At 56.4% G+C, this 18,751-nt stretch carries 12 protein-coding genes and 1 pseudogene; 4 read left to right on the plus strand and 9 right to left on the minus strand.

Annotated elements, in window-relative coordinates; all coding sequences use genetic code 11:
* Positions 1–153: 153 nt before the first annotated feature.
* The 7 genes from KKO72_RS18635 to KKO72_RS18665 form a co-directional block, all read right to left on the minus strand.
* Positions 154–717: a Crp/Fnr family transcriptional regulator gene (locus tag KKO72_RS18635; protein WP_214942608.1), complete on the minus strand. Its 564-nt coding sequence runs from the start codon at positions 715–717 to the stop codon at positions 154–156.
* An 89-nt stretch (positions 718–806) separates the two neighbouring features.
* Entirely contained in the window at positions 807–2,174 is a 1,368-nt protein-coding gene (locus tag KKO72_RS18640; RefSeq protein WP_214942611.1) for a HAMP domain-containing sensor histidine kinase, read from the minus strand.
* A complete protein-coding gene (locus tag KKO72_RS18645; RefSeq protein ID WP_214942614.1) occupies positions 2,171–2,884 on the minus strand; it encodes a response regulator transcription factor in 714 nt (237 codons plus the stop codon). Before KKO72_RS18645 ends, KKO72_RS18640 begins: the two co-directional genes overlap by 4 nt.
* A 526-nt stretch (positions 2,885–3,410) precedes the next feature.
* Positions 3,411–6,497: an efflux RND transporter permease subunit gene (locus KKO72_RS18650; RefSeq protein ID WP_214942617.1), complete on the minus strand. Its 3,087-nt coding sequence runs from the start codon at positions 6,495–6,497 to the stop codon at positions 3,411–3,413.
* Positions 6,498–6,502: 5 nt separating this feature from the next.
* Complete coding sequence (locus KKO72_RS18655; protein WP_214942620.1) at positions 6,503–7,699, minus strand: efflux RND transporter periplasmic adaptor subunit; 1,197 nt, start codon at positions 7,697–7,699, stop codon at positions 6,503–6,505.
* A gap of 17 nt (positions 7,700–7,716) precedes the next feature.
* Positions 7,717–9,180 (minus strand): efflux transporter outer membrane subunit, encoded by a 1,464-nt coding sequence (locus tag KKO72_RS18660; RefSeq protein WP_371736907.1) that lies wholly within the window; start codon positions 9,178–9,180, stop codon positions 7,717–7,719.
* Positions 9,181–9,229: 49 nt separating this feature from the next.
* On the minus strand, positions 9,230–9,913 hold the full coding sequence (locus KKO72_RS18665) for a MipA/OmpV family protein (protein ID WP_214942627.1): 684 nt from the start codon (positions 9,911–9,913) through the stop codon (positions 9,230–9,232).
* Positions 9,914–10,218: 305 nt separating this feature from the next.
* On the opposite strand from KKO72_RS18665, the pseudogene KKO72_RS18670 reads away from it, so the two are divergent.
* Together KKO72_RS18670 and KKO72_RS18675 are read left to right on the plus strand one after the other, a co-directional pair.
* Positions 10,219–10,443 (plus strand): annotated as a pseudogene (locus KKO72_RS18670) (IS3 family transposase); the annotation flags it as partial.
* A gap of 226 nt (positions 10,444–10,669) precedes the next feature.
* Positions 10,670–11,260, plus strand: coding sequence for a hypothetical protein (locus KKO72_RS18675; RefSeq protein ID WP_214942630.1), 591 nt, complete (start codon positions 10,670–10,672; stop codon positions 11,258–11,260).
* A 444-nt stretch (positions 11,261–11,704) separates the two neighbouring features.
* Here the strand turns inward: KKO72_RS18675 and KKO72_RS18680 are convergent, their stop codons facing one another.
* Both KKO72_RS18680 and KKO72_RS18685 read right to left on the minus strand, forming a co-directional pair.
* Complete coding sequence (locus KKO72_RS18680) at positions 11,705–13,441, minus strand: methyl-accepting chemotaxis protein (RefSeq protein ID WP_214942634.1); 1,737 nt, start codon at positions 13,439–13,441, stop codon at positions 11,705–11,707.
* 22 nt (positions 13,442–13,463) lie between these two features.
* The gene (locus KKO72_RS18685; protein WP_214942637.1) at positions 13,464–13,991 is read right to left on the minus strand and encodes a chemotaxis protein CheW; all 528 of its coding nucleotides are present in this window, start codon (positions 13,989–13,991) and stop codon (positions 13,464–13,466) included.
* Between the two features lie 874 nt (positions 13,992–14,865).
* On the opposite strand from KKO72_RS18685, the gene KKO72_RS18690 reads away from it, so the two are divergent.
* The gene (locus KKO72_RS18690; protein ID WP_214942641.1) at positions 14,866–16,377 is read left to right on the plus strand and encodes an SIR2 family protein; all 1,512 of its coding nucleotides are present in this window, start codon (positions 14,866–14,868) and stop codon (positions 16,375–16,377) included.
* A complete protein-coding gene (locus KKO72_RS18695; RefSeq protein ID WP_214942644.1) occupies positions 16,374–18,614 on the plus strand; it encodes a hypothetical protein in 2,241 nt (746 codons plus the stop codon). Before KKO72_RS18690 ends, KKO72_RS18695 begins: the two co-directional genes overlap by 4 nt.
* The last annotated feature ends 137 nt before the right edge of the window (positions 18,615–18,751 follow it).

Genomic DNA, 18,751 nt, shown 5'->3' on the forward strand with positions numbered 1-18,751 from the left:
AACCAAAGCCACCGGGCCGCCTTCGCGCCCGCCAGGGCGAGGACAGTAGCGCCAAGAATTGGAAACAGGAAAAACGCATCGAACACCATTGAAGTACCTCCAAGAAAGGGGTCGATGGTGCGTGTCCTGCGTCAACCTGTCATTTACAAATGTTCAGTCGGATTGCGAAAGCTGACTGGCCTTTTTTAACGTTCGCCTTATTCGGCTCAGATGCACCGGGGTGACGCCCAAGTAACTGGCCAGAATGTGCAGTGGAATACGCGCCAATTGGTCCTTGTGCGTCACCAGCATGGCCTGGTAGCGTTGCGTCGGTGTTTCAGAGATGGCACTGGTATAGAGATGAATGTAGTCGATGAGCCGCTGCTGCGTGAGAGCCAGTAATTGGGATTGCAAGAGAGGATTTGACCGCAGGAGCGCAAGCAACGTATCTCGATCAATAACACGCAGGTCGCACGCTTCGATAGCGATCAAATCCAAACCACTGGGGCAACCGCTCACCATGCTTTCCAGTGAGCTGACCATGTCGCCCTCAAAGAAAAATTGGACGCTGGTCTCAGCGCCCTGGGCATTGCGCGCACAAAGCCGCACAGCACCGACCTGAATGAGGTAGATGTGTTTTGCCACAGCCCCCGCGCGCAACAGCGACTGGTTGGCATCTACGTGGAGGTCCTTGCCGAGTTCAAGGAAATAGCCTTCGAGGACTGAATTTGACTGCATAGGATGCAGTATGGCATTTGCGTTAAGGCTACTACCGTACCCAGGTGGTTGGGGGTATGCCAGAGTGTGACTGTCGTGCGGGGGACTGTCTATTGGCGCAGGAAATGGATGGTCGCAGAGGTACCACCGGACACCAAGGATTCCAATGTTAGACGCCAACCAAAACGCTCGCAGATGCGTTGGGTCAGGAACAACCCCATACCTGCCCCACCAGCCCGCTTCCCGGGTTGCTTAAGTGACTCAGTAAATCGCTGCGCGACTTGTGTGGCATCAAAGCCAGGGCCGGAGTCTCGGATGCACAGCTTTACTTTCGATAGCGAGACGCGAATCTCCCCTTCATGCGTGTGCTCGGCAGCGTTCCTAAGCAGGTTCCCGACAGCGATGCGCACCATTGACTCAGGCGCTTGCAAGGAAACATGCTCGATGGCATCAAGCACGAATTGCATGGGCTTTCCAGCTAGGATGTAGGTATGGTCGCGTACTAAGTTGGGGAGCAGCCCATCCAGGACGGTGACTTGTTTACGCTCATCCGGACTTGGTTCACGCGACAGATACAGCAACGCGTCCATCGTTTGGGTAAGTGTCTCTATTGCTTCGTCAATGCGGTCCAGCGGACGCTGCGCGTGCTCGGGCAATTGGTGTTTGTGAAGCACGTCAGTTGCGCCGGAAATGATCGCTAAAGGAGTGCGAAATTCGTGGCTGGCTTGGTCTAACAAACTGCGCTCGCGCTCGAGTGCAAGCTCAACTCGTTCCAGATGCGCATTTGCTTCCTGTGCGATTGTCTTCAGTTCGCTTTTTCGGTAAGTTGTAGGAAGTCGCTGTGACAGTTTCAATGGGTCGAGCTCACGCATCCGCCGCGCCAGATCCTCAACAGGTCGAGTTAAGCTCAGATGAAGCCACCAGATCACCAAGCCTATCAGAAACAGATTGCACAGCAGAAAGAGCACGCTCAGTTGGACGCTCCCATTTTGATCGTCCTCAAGTTCTGTCATATCAATCGACATGATTAGTCTGCCGTGCGGTACGGACGTGACTAAAACTGTGTAGATTCGGGCCCGCGTTGCGTCGGCAAAAGGTCCCCATCGCGGGGTAAGTATTGTCATGAATTTCGCCAAATACGAAGGATCCGCAATATTGTCAAGCTCGCTTTCCCTGTAGTACCCAGGAGCGAGCGTGGATAGAAAGGCAGGCATGTCGGGGGGGGCAGGTTCACCATTGGCCAAAAACCAGCCCTTCACCACACCTTTGGTGGGAAGCATGTAGCCAATGTCCATCTGGCGAGATTGCAGAACGCTCCGCGTAACCGATGCAAGCACCTGCTGCCAGATTGGATGTTCAACCAATCCCTGACTAAGTCTGCCCTGGACAACAAGCACGAACGCGAGCATGGCACCAAACATCAACAGGCTGCCATTGATTAACCACCGCAGACTGCGTAAGCGCAACGGAAGCCTCATTCAGAAGTACCACCCAAACGGTACCCAGTGCCGGTGATCGTGTGCAAGAGCTTTAGTTCGCCCTGTTGGTCGATAGCCCGTCGCAACAAGTGCATGTTTGAGCGTAGAAGATCTCCCTTCATAACATCGTCCCCCCAAATCAGCCGCTCAAGGCGTTCCCGACGGACGGGCCTGGGTGACTCGCGCATCAGTAACTCAAGGACGTTTCTTAAAGTTCCGGACAGCTTGAGTGCGCGTGAACCGCGCGTGACCTCCAAACTGTCCAGGTTGTAGGTCAAATCGCTCACGCACAAAGTACGCCCAATTGCCGCGCGGGCTTGCGCGCGACTGACCATCACACGCAAACGGATCTCAAGTTCAGGTAGCGCAACAGGCTTGACCAAGTAGTCGTCTGCGCCATTCTCAAAACCCAACAGCTTGCTTTCGAGCTGGTCCTTGGCGGTAAGCATGATGATAGGCGTGACGCACCCGTGTTCCTGTCGCAGTTTTCGCAATACGCTTACTCCATCCATCCTGGGCAACATCCAGTCTAGGATGATCGCATCGTAGCGATTTTGAATAGCGAGACTCAAGCCCGATGTGCCATCGGGCGCTGCATCCGGGATGTGCCCACAAGCTTCCAGATAGTCGAAGATGTTGGCCGCCAACGCACGGTTATCCTCAACAATGAGAATCTGTAGAGGTTCCGGACGATTTGTGCTAGCGTTCACTTGGCAGACATTTCCATAGCAAAAGCGCAATAGTGGTTGGCGGGATACATGCGACCGATGCGATACATGTCATTTGCACAGCATCCAAAGATCGCGCGTAAAGTTGCAAACAATGATAATAACCAAGCCCAGAAAAGCCAGATTGACACCCCATTTGACCAAATTGCAACGAAAGTAACTGCGCGTTCAAAGTTACTCTCCAATGGCAGGACAAGGGACATGACTGGAGGCCAGAGCAATCATCTCATCACGCTTTTCAATGACATCACCGGGACTCTGCGAACCAAATGTGAGAAAGCGCATGGAGAAAGGCCTACGGACGGGCTCTTCAATCTGCACACGTAGCCATCGAAGATCAGCCATGGTTCGTCGGTGTCATTTCTCATGATTTGTAGTAGGTCTCATCTAAGACAATGGCTTTGCCATCGAGTTGATTGGGTGTCGAGCCCCTGGTGAGTAATAGAGCTTATTCAAGTTTCGCTACAGGGTGGGGGCTAGACTTTGACTTGGTCTGAGTTGCCTTCAGTCATGCAATTTGCAGGTCTCTTGCGACCGCGCGCGGCAGCGCCCAACGACGAATCCATCGGTGCGCTCCGTCCACGTAGGAAAACACCACCGGCACGACCAGTAGACTTAATGCGGTCGACGTGAGTAGTCCACCAATCACGGCCACAGCCATTGGCTGACGAAAACTCGCGTCGGCCCCCAAACCCAAGCCGATCGGTAGCATGCCCGCGATCATGGCGATGGTCGTCATCACGATGGGGCGGGCGCGCTTGTGGCATGCGTCAATCAGGGCAGAGTTCAGCGCCATACCATGTTCACGCATCATCAAAATCGTGTACTCGACCAGCAGGATGGAATTTTTCGTCACAATGCCCATCAGCATGACCAATCCAATCATTGATGGAATATCCAGTTCGCTGCCAGCGAGCAGCAGGCCGACGAAGGCGCCGCCCAAGGACAAAGGAACTGCAGAGAGAATGGTGATCGGATGCAGAAAGTCTTTAAAGAGCAGCACCAGAACGCAATACACACACACAACGCCAATAAGGATGGCAAGCCCGAAGCCAAGTCCCAGTTCCTCCATGAGCTCGGCATCATCTGCCTCGACAATGTGTACGCTTGATGGCATGGCTTGCACTGCCGGCAATGCCTGGGTGTTGGCTAGCGCATCGCCCAACGATGTACCGCCGAGTTCTGCCGAAATGGTCACATAGCGGCGGCGGTCATAGCGTTCAATCTGGGCTGGTCCGCTGCCCACGTCGAGGCGCGCTAAGCTGCTAATCGGCACAAGGCCTTCGCGGCCGCGCACACGAAGGTTCCCAAGCGCCTCTACGTCCTGCTGGACAGCTTCCGTCAACCGTGTTCGGATATACACCTGCCGGTTGTCGAGATTGAGCCGCGTTAGCTGTGAGTCCGTATCACCTGCCGTGGCGATGCGCACTGTCTCCCCGATCGCAGCCGTGCTGACACCCTGCTCGGCGGCATGCACGAGATCGGGGCGGACGGTGATTTCGGGGCGTTCCAGGCTGGCAGTGGAGCTGATGTTGGACAGTCCCGGTACGCCTCTGATCTCGGCCTCCAGTGCCGTCGCGCTGGACTTCAGCGCGACGGCGTCATCACTAGCCAAGATGATTGCCATCCGCTCGCCGATGTTGCCACTACCGACTGTGAAGCGTGCCCCTGGTACGTGCTGCAATGCGGCGCGCATGGCATTCTCAATGGAGGTCTGGTCAGTTCGTTCTGCTCGCGGAGCCAGTGTCACATCGAGAGCCCCGCGGCGTACATCTCCGCCTTGTAGATCGTCGCTGTCCGCCGCTCCTGCACCAACAGTAGACAGTACACGCTGAACGCCGGGAACAGAGGACAGGCGAGCGCGAGCCACCTCGGCCACCGAGAGGGTGTCGTGCAGTGCGCTGCCAGGAGGCAACTCAATGCTCACCGTGGTATAGCCGCGGTCAGATGCCGGCATCAAGCCCGTTGGCAATAGCGGCACGAGGACGAGCGACCCGGCCAGAAAGGCGAATGCCAATGCCAATGTGGATTTGCGATGGGAAAGGCACCAACGTGCCACTCGCAGGTACCCTAGCATCACGTAATCATCAACCTCCGCTTTCGGAGCATTTGCGCTGGACTGATGCGGTTTCAACAAATAGACAGCCATCATTGGGGTGATTAAGCGAGCCACAAGCAAAGATGCCAACACGGCGACCACGGCGGTCCATCCAAACTCCCGGAAAAACAGTCCCGCCACTCCGCCCATCATCGCGGTCGGAAGAAACACGACCACGAGGGCCATCGTGGTGGCAATCACCGCTAGCGCAATTTCCGTGACGGCATCAGCCGTGGCTTTGCCCATCGACTTGCCCATGCGGGCGTGGCGCTCAATGTTTTCGACTTCGACAATCGCGTCGTCCACCAAGATGCCGACGATCACCGCCAGCGCCAACAAACTCACTGTGTTCAACGTAAAACCAAACCAGGCCATGGCCGCGAAGGTTGGCATGATTGACAGCGGCAAGGCCGATGCTGCCACCAACATGGCACGCCAATCTCGCAGAAACAGCCACACGACTAGCACGGCCAGTATGGCCCCCTCATACAGCATGTACACAGAGCCTTTGAACTGTTCACGTGTGTAGTCCACGCTGTTGGTCACCGAAGTCGCCTGCATCCCCGGCCGAGTTTGTTGCAATTGAGACAACGCAGCCTTGACGCCATCATCGATGCGCGTAACGTCCTGTCCTTTGGAAGGATAGATGCGAAAGCCCACGACAGGCTTTCCGTCCAATAGTGCGATCTGACTGCGTTCGGCAACCGTGTCGGTGACTGTCGCCAGCTGTTCCAGCCGCAGTGATCGCCCGTCCATCAACGCAATTGGCAAGGCCGCCAACTCAGCCGCCTGACCAACCAGTGCAATCGTCCGCAGAGATTGTTCGCCGCCGCCGAGCTTTCCTCGCCCGCCAGAGCTTTGCTGCTGGACACGACCCAATGCCTGCGAGATTTCACCAACCGTGGCGCCGTGCGCGATAAGCAGCGCTGGATCCAAGGTCACGCGCACCTCCCGTACCACGCCGCCGATGCGCTCGAAGCGGCCAACGCCTTTAACGCCCAGCATCGTCTTGCCCACGGTGTCGTCGACAAACCAGGACAGAGCCTCCTCTTCCATCTCTGGTATAGAGATGGCATAGGTCAAGATGGCTTCGCTGCTGGCACGCACCGCGCTGACTGCGGGTTGCTCCACATCGCTAGGCAGGTCAGAGCGCACTCGATCAATGGCATCCTTGGTTTCCATCAAGGCGTCGGAGATGGGTTTCCCCAGTTCAAACTCCACCGCAATGTTCACGTTGCTCTCCGTGACCATCGTTTTGATGTGTTTGACCCTGTCTAAAGTCGCTAGTGAATCCTCGATCTTGCGTGCTACCTCAGTTTCGAGCTGCGCCGGAGCTGCTCCGGGCTGAGAAAGTGCGACGCGGACGACTGGCATCTCGACGTCGGGCAAGTCCTGGATGGGGAGTGTCCATAGTCCCCACACACCCGCAAGCGTGAGCAGCGCGAACAGTAGGATCGAAGGTATCGGATTGCGTATTGACCAAGTGGCAAAGTTCATTTCGTTCATTTCCCCGTGGTCGACATAGCAGGAATTGCAGCCGCAGTTGTCCTGATGACCCGAACGCTGTCGCCATCGTTCAGAAACCCGGCACCCTCTACAACCACTCGATCACCATCGGTCAATCCGTCAAGAATCTCGACATCGCTGGCTTGACGGCGACCGACCTTCACAGCCTGAAGCGACACCTTAGGGATATCTTGCTGCACGTTAAATCGAAACACGTGGCTGCGCCCATCACGGATCACCACACTGCCAGCAGGTACCACCACAGCGGGTCGTTGTGCCACCACAACACGTCCTTGGGCATACATACCGGCGCGCGCAGTGCTCCCGGGCAAGATGTCGGCGTAAACCACGCCGAGACGTGTTTGCGAGTTCAGCAATGGCGCCATCTGTCTGACCTTGGCCTTGGCGGTCCGGCCATCTGGCAATGCCAACGTTATGGTCTGGCCTTGCGCAACCTGACCCAACTGCGTAGCGGTCAACTCACCGCGCCATTCGAGCCGATTCTTCCGAATGAGTCGAAACAGTTCTTCTCCGACCGCACCAACGGTTCCGACTGTTGCATTGCGAGCGCTAATGACTCCATCGTCGGGGGAAAGTACGGTGGCATACCGCAGCTGCAGTTCCTGCGAGGCCAACTGGGCGCGACTTGACTCCAGTTGCGCTGATGCAACGTCAGCCTGGGTCACAGACTGCAGCACATCTTGCTCACTGATGCTGCCGCTGTCCTTGAGCTTGAGCACACGGTCACGGTTAGCGAGAGCCTGTGCGGCTTGTGCTTCAGCCTGTCTGAGCGCAGCTCGTGACTGTGCGACATTTGAACGCAGAGCTTCGGTGTCAAAGCGAGCTAGTACCTGGCCTCGATGCACAGTATCACCTGTGCCGACAAGCAACTCGGTAAGTCGCACCCCATCGACCTGTCCTCCGATCACTGCTTCCTGCCATGGCGCGATGGCGCCCGAAGCATCCAATTGCACCGGCCATGCCACCATACGTGCAGTGGTGTCGGTCACGGTCATCGCCACTGCGGTTTTAGTCGCAGGTTCTGCAGTCAGCGCATTTAGGGGATCCAGCACCAGCCAGGCGGCAGCCCCGACGGCCAGTGTGGAAAACAGAGTGAGGGCCACTATTGGCTTGATGCGCTGGCGTTTTCCCGGCGTTTGCTCAGCAATAGGTGCGCTGGTTTTCTCATTCATGGGTGGACACAGGTTTGTTAGTTTGTCGGTGTGGCGGAACTCACCACCACGGTGTTTCCGAATGACTGCACCAGGGCAATCCATGCTTGTGCGCTGTCGCGCAAGGCAGAGATCACATCGTCCTCGGCAGTGGCATGCTGGCGTCGCACATCTTCTAGTTCAAATAGGCTCACCGCACCAGCCTCCCATTGGGCCTGGGTGGCCCGCAGGGTGACATGCGCAGCCTCCAACGACTCTTGCGCTGTGCTTTGGCGCTGGTATGCTGACGCGCTGCCAGTGAGGGCATTTTCTACATCCTGAGCTGCTAGACGGACGGCTTGGCGCAATGCTGCCTCTGCCGACCGGTACCTGGCCGAAGCAGCGTCGACATTCGCAGCGCCTGCGCCGCCATCGAACAATGGAGCCGTCAGCGATGCCGCCAAAGATCCGGTGCTATAACTCAGCGAAGATCCTCCCGCACGCAGCCAGTTTCCAGTCAGCACGCCAATCAGATCAATGCGTGGCAAGCGATTCGCTCGTGCAACCCCCACCTCTGCCCAAGCTGCCGAGACTTCACGCTCGGCGGCAATCACGTCGGGGTGCGCTTGGAGCACACTCGCCGGAAGTGACAGTGACATTGCCGGGGTTTGTGGCATGAAAGTGCTTCTGCCGCTGGACTGGGCACTCGCAGCAGCCGGTGTCATCACAAGTTTCCGAATGGCAGCGCTATCCTGGCCGGACAACATGGTCAGCGCGTGTGTCTGGCGCGCACACTGCTCTTGTTGCGAAACGGCGCGGGTGCGGGCTGCTGTCAGACTGGCGACGGCGCGGGCTTCTTCCACCGGTGCCGCAGCGCCTACCGACAAGCGAAGACGTACAAGTTGTAACACTCTTGCGCGTGAGGCCATATCCGCAGCCTGAACTTGCTCGGAAAACATGCACGCGCGCAGTCCCACCACGCCGTTGGCCAACTGGGCAGCCAGAACCAAGCGTGCGCTTTGAGCATCGGCGCTACGCGCATCTAGGCGGCTGCTTGCAGCCTCGATCGATTGCCGAATTCGACCGAACAAATCAAGCTCCCAGCCTAGTCGCAAACCGGCATGGGTGCCGTCAGCCGTCGTGGTGCCCGTACTAATGCTATCCAAGCTGCGCGCGCGCTCTGCACCAACATCCGCGCTGATCGAAGGCAAGCGCTGCGCCGAGTTACTACCGAGTGCCGCCCTCGCTTCATCCATGCGTGCAATTGCCTGCGCCAAGGTGGGGCTTTCGCTGAGTGCAATAGGTGTCAACGCATCAATCGCAGGATCACCGAGCGCCGTCCACCACGCCTCCACGACGGGCCTACGACCCGCAGTGGAATCCTCTGTTGTGTCCGGGCTTGACGATGACCACACTGCTGGCGAATTCAGCGGGATCGGCGCATACGCGGGTTGCACAGCGCAACCCGCGACAAGGATGGATGCCACCACGGCACAAATGACCCAAGGATGTCTCATGCACATGCCTGCACCTTCCCTTGTGATACCCCCTGATAGCCGACAGTGCACCACATCAGAAGCTTCGAGAGAGACCAAACATGAACGACGCTTCGCCATTGGCACTTGACTTGAGAAGCGGGCTGTCACTGATCTTGCTGGGCAAGAACTGATATTTCACTGATGTTATGAAAGTCCAATCCTCACCGACAGGGCGTGCGTAGGTCAAACCGATCTTGGGAATGGTCGCCGCGCCGGGCTTGTAGTCAACCACACCGCGCGCAACCTCTGCATCCAAGGTGCCGTAGTAGTAGTTGGCCATGTCCTTGGAAAGGTAGCTCACACCGACGTTGGGTGTGAGTTTGCCGCTCCACATCATGAAATCGTAACCATACTTGGCCTCCACCTCGAATCCTTCGCTGGTGCCGGTCACATCTGCCTTTGCAATTAACTCAAACTTGCCGACCGAGCTACGCCATGAAGCGGCCAAACCCATGTCGACACCACCATCTCGATCTACTAGCAGGCTTCGGTTGATACCATTTTTAGCCAGTTCCTGCACGCCAAAGTCTTCAACTTTTATCCCGTCCATCCGGGCAGAAGCAATGGCGTCCAGACCGAATGTTTGGCTGCGGTAAAGGTGGGCGCCAGCAGTCAGTCCACGTAAGAAGAATCGCTCGCCTTGATATTGAATCAATGGCAGTAGCGTGGACTTTGTGCCTTCACCGGCGTAGACGCTATCCGAAACCCCAACACCCAAACCCAGGCTCCAACGACTGGGTGTCGACCCGGGCTGTAGCCCTGACTGAGCGAAGGAGAGGGTAGGCAAAGCAAAAATACAAACTAAAACAGACCGAGTTTTTTTCATAGCAGTTATGAGGATTGAGTGGTTGTAAGAAATGAGCGTCACACACCTGGCGGGTGATCGACTCAGACAGAACCTCACCAGGAGTTGGCGCGAGCGGAGCATACGTCTGGCATGTCGCGAAAATGTCGTTGTGTGGGCCAGTGCGCCATCGGAAGAAGAGGGAGAAATGTTGTCTCTCGTCGCCAATTGCATCGGCCAACGCCCTGGCCGAGACGATCAATGGGCTGTGCAAGGCTGAGTTGATTCACCGCCGAGCCCCGTGGAAAACCAAGGAGTCATTGGAGCTCGCTACCCTGGAGTGGGTGCACTGGTTCAACCACCACCGACTGCTGGAACCCATTGGGTATATTCCACCTGCCGAGGCGGAGGCCAACTTCTACCGGCAACTTACCCAGAAGACCGAATCCCCGGTTTCACTTTAACTATCCAGCCTCCACGAAAACCGGGGCGATTCAAAGGCGAAAAACCAGCCTTGATTCGTTGGCATTCCAGGTTTCCCCAACTGAATGGGATTCCTGATGCTGCAAACTGTCGGAGTCATTTGGCTTCCGGACAGCGGTCATTCGCGACTGACAGCAACTGGCCCATAGCCGCCTTGCGGCCACCGCTTCAGGACGAGCGCTTCTTGCCGATAACCTGAAGGTTACGATGAAAAACCTGCTCGCTCTGATGCTGGCCAGCGCCTGCTTCCAGGCGCAGTCCGCCAACCTGCCGCCCTGCGACAAGGCGGTGCGTTTCACTGCGGCTTGGTTCGCCGACCCGGAAGTGGACAACGCCAAGCCGGCCGCCGAACTGACGAAGATCGGCAAGGGCGCCGGCCCCAGCGGTACGCAACTCGGCCACGTCGTTGTCGAGACCAAGCTGGCCGTGATGCCGCAGACCAGTTGCCAGGGCGTCGTCGTGCGGCTGGATTACATCAAACCGGTGCTGCGCGTGGCCAGCGAGATCCCGCCGGGCAGCTGTGCCTATGCGCACGTGATGAAACACGAGCAGACGCATGTGCGCATTCACCGCGACATCGCGCGCCAGTTCCGCGAGCTGGGCTATCCCTGGGCCTCGGGCGGCAGCAGCGCGGGCATCCTGGTCTACGCAAAACAGGAACTCGACCGCCTGATGCAAGCCCAGGTGCTGTTCGACAACCCCGAGGAATACGCCAGCAACTTCAGCGCGTGCGGTGGTGAGATCGCGCGGCTGGTGAAGCCCGCGGCGTCTACCAAGTCGGGGCAGACACCGGGTTGAGGCAACCGCCTTCCGCGAGGGCTGATTCGTCGCGCCTTGGGCTGGACCAGACTGATGCCGACGGTCAGGCTGAATAGTCGTATGACTGCTTACAGCGTCTGGTCGACTGCAGCGGTACGTGCAACGCTACCGGACCGTCGTGTAGACCTGCTTTCAGCCTTCAACAGTCGGCCGCCCGGAAAACTGGTCAACCTTCAGGCCTGTGACTCTTCAAGGCTGACAGAAGTCATTGGGATGTCAGCTGGCATGGTCAGGACCAGACCAAAAACGGAATTCCTTTGGGTCGAATTCAAAGATCCAAAGCGGACATTTGTTGGCAACATGTGCAAGCATTCGATCCGCGCTCTTGAGAGCAGCGCATAGTTCTTCTGTGCCCCGATAACGCGCTCGCCCAGTGCACAGATGCCGTTGCAGTCACCTCATTCCGGTTGCGACAGACAAGCTTTAGAAATTCTCCCACTCGCCATTGCCTTCCTTAGCTCTGCTGATCTGGTTGGTCAGCGCCACAGGTTTGGAGCCAGACTTGGCCACACCTTTTTTGCTGGGTGTAAGCGGCCTGGGTGCGCTGTGGGTGACCGGCTTGGTCAGACGCGCAGCATCAGCTGAGAACGTCCCCTCCTGCCCGGCTGCCAGCCTGAACACCGCGACCGTCTGTACCAGGTCCTGTGCCTGGCTCTTGAGGCTTGAGGCAGCAGCAGCCATTTCTTCGACCAGCGCCGCGTTTTGCTGGGTGACCTGGTCCATCTGTTGGATGGCTTCTCCAATCTGACTCACCCCCTGGCTTTGTTCGGTGCTGGCCGCACTGATCTCACCCATGATGTCGTTGACCCGGCGGATGGAGCCCACCACTTCGGTCATTGTGGCTCCGGCCTGATCAACCAGGGCAGTGCCTTGCTCAACTCGCTCCACACTGGTGCTGATGAGGGTCTTGATTTCTTTGGCCGCGTCTGCCGAGCGGCCCGCCAAAGAGCGCACCTCACTGGCGACCACGGCAAAACCGCGACCTTGTTCTCCGGCACGCGCAGCCTCTACGGCCGCGTTCAAGGCCAGGATGTTGGTCTGGAAGGCGATGCCATCAATCACACTGATGATGTCACTGATCTTGCGGCTTGATTCGTTGATGCCTTTCATGGTGTCAACCACCTGGGCGACCACTTCACCGCCCTTGATCGCCACGGTGCTGGCGCTTTGGGCGAGTTGGTTGGCTTGACGCGCGTTGTCAGCGTTTTGTCTGACAGTCGAGGAAAGTTCTTCCATGGAGGCCGCGGTTTCTTCCAGCGCGCTGGCCTGTTCTTCGGTGCGTTGGCTAAGGTCGTTGTTGCCTTGAGCGATCTCGGCGCTGGCGGTAGCCACCGACTCGGAGCCGTTACGTACCGAGGAGACCACACCCACCAAAGCCGTTTGCATGCGTGCCATGGCGGCCATCACGCTGGTGGTGTCACTGCTATGAACCTGTAAAGTTGCACTCAAATCACCATCAGCCACACGGCCAGCCACCGCTGACAGGTCGCTGGGTTCGGCGCCAAGAGAACGGGACAGGTCACGGGTTATCAACCAACCCATACCAGTACCTACAACCAGCATCAGCAAACCCAAAATCGCCATTAGTGTGGCATCAAAGCCTGCTGCTTGAACTGCATCCTTGGCCAATCCCTCTGCAATTTCCTTTTGTATCACACGTGAGTCTTCGACGGCATTGAAGAGCACGGTTTGTAGCGGCAGCACTTCGCCCGTCAGCAACGCTGCGGCCTCTTCCTTTTTGCCATTTCCGTCCAATTCAATAGCGCGATCCAAGATCTTGTTGTAGTTGCCCCGTGTGTCGTTGATGATCTTGAGGGACTCCTTTGCTTTGGGCAGCTTGATACTCAATTCGAGTTTGTTCAACAGCTCGGTGTTTGCGGTCCGCAATTCAGCAATCTTTTTCTTTTCACCGGCCTCAAATGTTGGATCAGTGGTGATGAGGATGTTGCGCGTGAAGCGCGCAATGGCGTTGAGGTTGTCTTTGACCTCGGTGAACTGGGCCACCTTCAGCATGCGGTTGTTGGCCACCTCGTCCAACTGGGCCGACAAAGAGCGCATTTGAACGGCTGAGTAAATGGCAATAGCTATGCCAATCAGAATCACCAGGCCAAAGCCCAGTGCGAGTCGGGTCGAAACCCGCATTTTGCTTAATGCTGACATGGTAATCCTCCGGGTGTATGTATCAGTTTGCGAGTTGTTGAGTGACCAGCCTCATCTCTGGGCTGCTCATGAGTTTTTCGATGTCGATCAGAATGAGCATGCGGTTCTCTAGCGAACCAATGGCCAGCAGGTGATCACTGCCAATGGCCGATGACAGCTCGGGCACCGGGCGCAGTTGCTCCGGGCTCAGGGTGATGACGTCCGAGACCCCATCAACCACCATGCCCACCACTCGGGCACCAATGTTGAGAACAATCACCACGGTGAAGGTGTTGTAGTTCACCGGGTTGAGCTGGAACTTGATACGCATGTCCACAATGGGCACGATCACCCCACGCAGATTGACTACCCCCAGGATGTGCTCGGGCGCGTTGGCCATGCGGGTGGGGCGCTCGAAGGAGCGGATTTCCTGCACCCGCAGAATGTCCATGCCGTACTCTTCCTCGCCCAGCTTGAATGCCAAAAACTCGCTGATATCCAGATCTGGCGAACTGGATGTCAAGCTGGTGACATCTGATGTGCGCTGAGGCACTGCTGCTACTTTATTCATACTGCGCTGCCCTCTTTAATGTCGACAAATATCAAAATATGGCAATATTGTATATTCTTTGAAAATTTCTTGCATGAAATATTGCAAAAATCCATCCCGCACCCATCGTTCTGCCTGAGCACATCGAAGTAGAGGGTTAGTGAAGAGGCGACTGGGGCAAGCTCTAGATGTGGGACACACAAGCTTGAGACTGGATCTACTTTCCACCGGCTGCTGCTGAAACGGTTTGCAGGATTTGCCGTGGTCAGGTGTTGATTCGTTGAATCTTGACGGGTTAGTCTGGCGTATCAGGCTGCGTTAGAGCCGTCATTCGCTATTGATGGATTTTGGGCTTCTTGGGCCATGCGTGGCCACATCTCCAATGACTCCTACCGCTGCACAGAAGCCGACTGTGCCGACCTTCTGATTTTTCGTGGTGGATGACTACTTTGGAGAAATTGGCTCAGCGAATGGCCGCTTGTGAGCACTGATTCCCAATGGCAGCACCTGGTCGTCACGAGACGACCACTTTGAGGATGGGCAACCTCGGTAGCGGACATTGGCGGCAAAAAACTGTAGACGCGTGAATGTCCGCTATCGGGCATCGATTTGGACAGCCGCTACGACAGCAATGGGTCGGGCCCTGTCGACGGCAACCAGCCTGGAACGGGCACCTGTATTGCAGCGAAAACGGGTCTACAGAAATCGAACTTACCCGCCCGATAGCCAACTTGACTTTACCTATGCGTCGGCACCCACGATTCATCCATCCATGCGACACTGAGGTCGAAGATTGACAAAGTGTGCTGCGAAGAATTTCCATTCTTGCGGGAGCTACTTAACAATGACTAGTGTGGGCATGCATGCAGAACCGAAAGCCATCCTTCAATAAAACATGACAAAGGTAGTGCATCCACCTCCGCCGAGTCGAATTCTTGAAGCTGCAAAACACGGAGAGCTCGTGGTTTTCGTTGGCGCTGGAGCTTCCGTACTCTGCGGCAGCCCTAACTGGGTTGGCTTCGCTGCCGGGGTCGTCAATACGCTTTACGAAAAAGGCGTTCTGAACTTCGTTGAGGCAGAGCAACTGCGGAACATGGCGGACCCGCGCCGCACATTGTCGATTGCAATGAGCTTGGCCAAGCAAAACGACATAGCGCCCGACTTCGACAAGCTATTGCATGGCTCCCCTCAGAAACCGGAGGGCGAAGAGCTGTACGGGGTCTTGTCCGAAATGCAGCCTGTTTTTGTCACAACCAACTATGACAAGTGGTTACATGTAGCTCGTCCAGGCGCTGCGGTTGCAGCTCCCGCCGACGCATCGTCCGCTTCAGCAGGCCCAACCTTTGGCTCGCCCAAGTACTACCTGACTGACCATTTAACGCCTGACCGGCTGACCGAGAAGGGGGCGGTAGTTCATCTGCATGGGGCGTACACGGTTCCATCCTCAATGGTGGTGTCTTTGAGTGATTACCTCCGTCACTATGCCGATGAGAAAGTTCGAAGCTTCCTTCGAGCGATGTTCAAAAACTACACCGTGCTTTTTGTCGGCTATGGTTTGGCAGAGTTGGAAATTCTCGAGTACATCGTGCGCATGAAGGATGTCAGCGTCCCAGGTGATGGGCGACGCCACTTTCTCTTGTACGCGTACCGGTCCAATGAGCAGAAACAGACGGAATACATCGAGCACTACTTCCGCGAGGAGTGCGGAGTTGAAGTAATTAAGTATTGCATCGACAACAAAGGATACGGTGAGTTGGTCGAGCTCTTCAAGTCCTGGCGCCCTTTGTTGGATGTGCGCGCGCCGAATACTTTGGACCTCCAGGCTCGCCTTGATGACTTTGTGGCGACACCCAGTGGTCCTCACCGCGAAGCAGCAATCCGTCTTGTTCAGGAGCATCCTGACCTCGTCTCCTACTTCATGAACATTTTGAAGAGTGACCTTTGGTTCGCCGATTTGGACGGGGCAGGCTACTTCGACGTCAAGCACAGTCCTGGGCTTGTTACTCCACCTGGTCGTGAAGGGTATGTACAAGCACCAGATTGGCCGGCGGTTCGCTACCTGGAGCGAATCGCGCCGAGCCTCACTGGCGGCACCGCCGCCCGAGCTGCTGAAATAGTGCGTGCCATAACCAAAGACGGTCAAGCCAAGGGGCTCGAAAATTGGCGGACCTACTGGACCCTCGCCACCATCTTTTCCAGTTTGCCCTTGGATGTAATCCAAGATACAGACATGGAGCTAGTCAAGTTTTGGGTGAGCTCTCGCTTTGATGGAGGCTCCGCTGGCGAAGAGCTTGGAAATAAGCTTCTGCCAAGGTTGCTTGAAAGTGAGGCACCTACCGACTGGGCGCGAGCGAAATTGCTGATGGAAGTGTTGACAGAACTTAAGCCTGAGAAGGTTGTGCCATGAGCAATGAATTGACAAGCGTTGTGAACCTGAACCGCCTCAAGGATTCAGTGAGGCCTTCCGCCAAGAGGCTCGGCGAGCGCCTTGGGGTAGTTGCTGTTTCGCTGTTCATTGGTCGACTGGCGCAGTGCCTTGAACCGCCCGGAAAGGACCGGCACTCCTATATCTGGCGGTCAGCCATCGAGGACCACGAACAGGATTCGAATGACCACAGTGTGCCTAGCACGTTTGTGGACATGGTACGAGACTCTGCATTGGGAGCAATATCTGAAGGTACTCCCGAGGTAGCGGCAGCTGTGGTGAGGCTGTTGCTGAAATCTGAACTGGTGACCGTTGTTCGAATCGGCTTGTATGTTTGTAGCGAGCATTACGGTCCACCCGCAGTGTCCACTGCCTTTTGGGAATCTTTCAAGCCCGAGTGGCTGAGCGGAGTCGAGTACTGGCATGAGACTTACTGGCTCGTGAAGAAGGCATTTTCTCGATTCAGTGCTGCAGAACGAAAGCGTTTTCTGGAGGCTGTGGGCGGTCTTCGCAAATTGGGACCCGATGGGGCACTTACTGATGAGGTGGACGATGAGCAGCGTCGCGACATCTTGGGAGCGGCGGCTGGAAACGGTGATGCCGAGATAGACGCAATGTACGGAGAGCTGGTAAAGCAGCTCGGCGCTCCACGCAGCCATCCTGACTTTCACACATACATGGAATCCAGTCCCTGGTCTGGTGAGCTTAGTCCTGTATCGACCGAGTCTTTGCTCTCGATGTCTGATGAAGAGTTATTCGCGTATTTGCTCTCCTTCAGGCCTGAGCCCTCTCGATGGGAAGGGCCGACGTATCGCGGTCTTGCATCGCAGCTGGCGGCAGCTGTAAGAGCAAGTGAGGACGGGTTTTCCCAAAGGACTGCCCGGTTTATTGACATGCCCCGGCCCTATCAGCATGGATTGCTCAGTGGGTTGAGAGACCGCTGGACTCAAGACAAGCGCGAAATCGACTGGGAAGCGACAGTCGGTCTCATTGAGTCAATCGTCGGGTCGCCAGGATTTCAGGTCGACGCCAATGCGCCTGTGCCTGACGGCCATGAGCCAAACACGCAGTGGGTCATTGGTGATATTGCCATGCTGGTCAAGTCAGGTGCACAGGGCGACAAGCTTCCAAAGGAGCTCGTCGTTCGCTTGGTCAACGCACTCGTCAAAGTACTCGAAGTGACACCCGCCATCTCTCCAAATGATGCCGATGAAGCGGTGTCCCAAGCAATCAATTCGCCGCGAGGCAAGACCCTTGAGGCCCTAATCACTACTTCCATGGCGGTTGGGCGAGTTGGTTCGGACACAGCGTTTGCTTGGAGTTTGGTGGACGGCCGTTTGAATGCAGAGCTGGCGACAAGTGAAGTCGGCCAAAACGGTGACTTTGCCACTCTTGCTGGGATGTATTGCCCTGGACTGCACTTCCTCAATCCTCAGTGGGTTGAAGGCAACTTTGACCGTATCTTTTCGAAGGCAAATGATACGGCTTGGCGGTGTGCCGCACATGGATTCGCTTATCAGACGCAAGTGTACAAGTGGCTCTTCCGAAAACTTGCTGACGGCGGTCACCTTGGGCGGATGGTTTCCGGGGATGCTGTGCCCAAGGAAGCCCACAAGAAAGCCGTCCAGTTCCTTGCCGTGGCGTACTTGAACGGCGATGAACCGCTGACAGGTACGGGCATTCTTTCAACCTTAATCACTGAGCTTCGGGTCCAAGAGCTCTCCGAACTCTGCTGGTTCTATTGGACGCTGCGGGGCAAGAGCGGAGCGCCGTCACCGCATGCGCCGAAGATTCTAGATTTCTGGCAACGTGTTGCCGAGGTTATTCGCGACCGAGGCAATGCCTATCCAAAGCTGCAGTCAGACCTTAGCTACCTGGCTCCATTTGTGGCCAAGCTTGAGCAGCCCATTGTGCAGGTCTGGTCCGAAGCCGCGCCATTTGCCGACGTGAACCACCATGGCCACATCCTGCTTGAGTACTTGGCAGCACATGTGAAGGAATCCCCAGACGAGGTTGCCCAAATTTTTGACGAAGCACTAAAAGGGTTTCGTCCAGTGTTCCAAGAAGAAGACTTGGTAGCTATCGTCAAGGGCCTTGCTGCAGCGGGGCGAATGGACAAGGCGCAAGCGTATTGTCATCAGTATGGTCAGCTCACTCCTCCGATGCTCAAGACTCTGTACGAGGAATTGCGAGCTGCCGAGAGGAAAGCGAGCTCCTGATTCGCAGGGTAGACTCAGATGGCGAGTACGCGAAATCTTGTTATCAAGGCATCCAATGACCCCTTCTGGGTGGCTCAGTCGAAGCTAGTCATCGCGTGAGCTCAGGATATTGAAACAGGGCAACCAAAGTACACTCT

This window comes from Rhodoferax sp. U11-2br (genome assembly GCF_018619435.1).
Classification (GTDB): domain Bacteria; phylum Pseudomonadota; class Gammaproteobacteria; order Burkholderiales; family Burkholderiaceae_C; genus Rhodoferax.

Bases quoted from the DNA above. Each gene is read 5' to 3' on its own strand.
- KKO72_RS18675 (WP_214942630.1), top strand. From the start codon at position 10,670: ATGAAAAACCTGCTCGCTCTGATGCTGGCCAGCGCCTGCTTCCAGGCG.
- KKO72_RS18685 (WP_214942637.1), bottom strand. From the start codon at position 13,991: ATGAATAAAGTAGCAGCAGTGCCTCAGCGCACATCAGATGTCACCAGC.
- KKO72_RS18640 (WP_214942611.1), bottom strand. From the start codon at position 2,174: ATGAGGCTTCCGTTGCGCTTACGCAGTCTGCGGTGGTTAATCAATGGC.
- KKO72_RS18635 (WP_214942608.1), bottom strand. From the start codon at position 717: ATGCAGTCAAATTCAGTCCTCGAAGGCTATTTCCTTGAACTCGGCAAG.
- KKO72_RS18660 (WP_371736907.1), bottom strand. From the start codon at position 9,180: ATGTGCATGAGACATCCTTGGGTCATTTGTGCCGTGGTGGCATCCATC.
- KKO72_RS18690 (WP_214942641.1), top strand. From the start codon at position 14,866: ATGACAAAGGTAGTGCATCCACCTCCGCCGAGTCGAATTCTTGAAGCT.
- KKO72_RS18695 (WP_214942644.1), top strand. From the start codon at position 16,374: ATGAGCAATGAATTGACAAGCGTTGTGAACCTGAACCGCCTCAAGGAT.
- KKO72_RS18655 (WP_214942620.1), bottom strand. From the start codon at position 7,699: ATGAATGAGAAAACCAGCGCACCTATTGCTGAGCAAACGCCGGGAAAA.
- KKO72_RS18680 (WP_214942634.1), bottom strand. From the start codon at position 13,441: ATGTCAGCATTAAGCAAAATGCGGGTTTCGACCCGACTCGCACTGGGC.
- KKO72_RS18650 (WP_214942617.1), bottom strand. From the start codon at position 6,497: ATGAACTTTGCCACTTGGTCAATACGCAATCCGATACCTTCGATCCTA.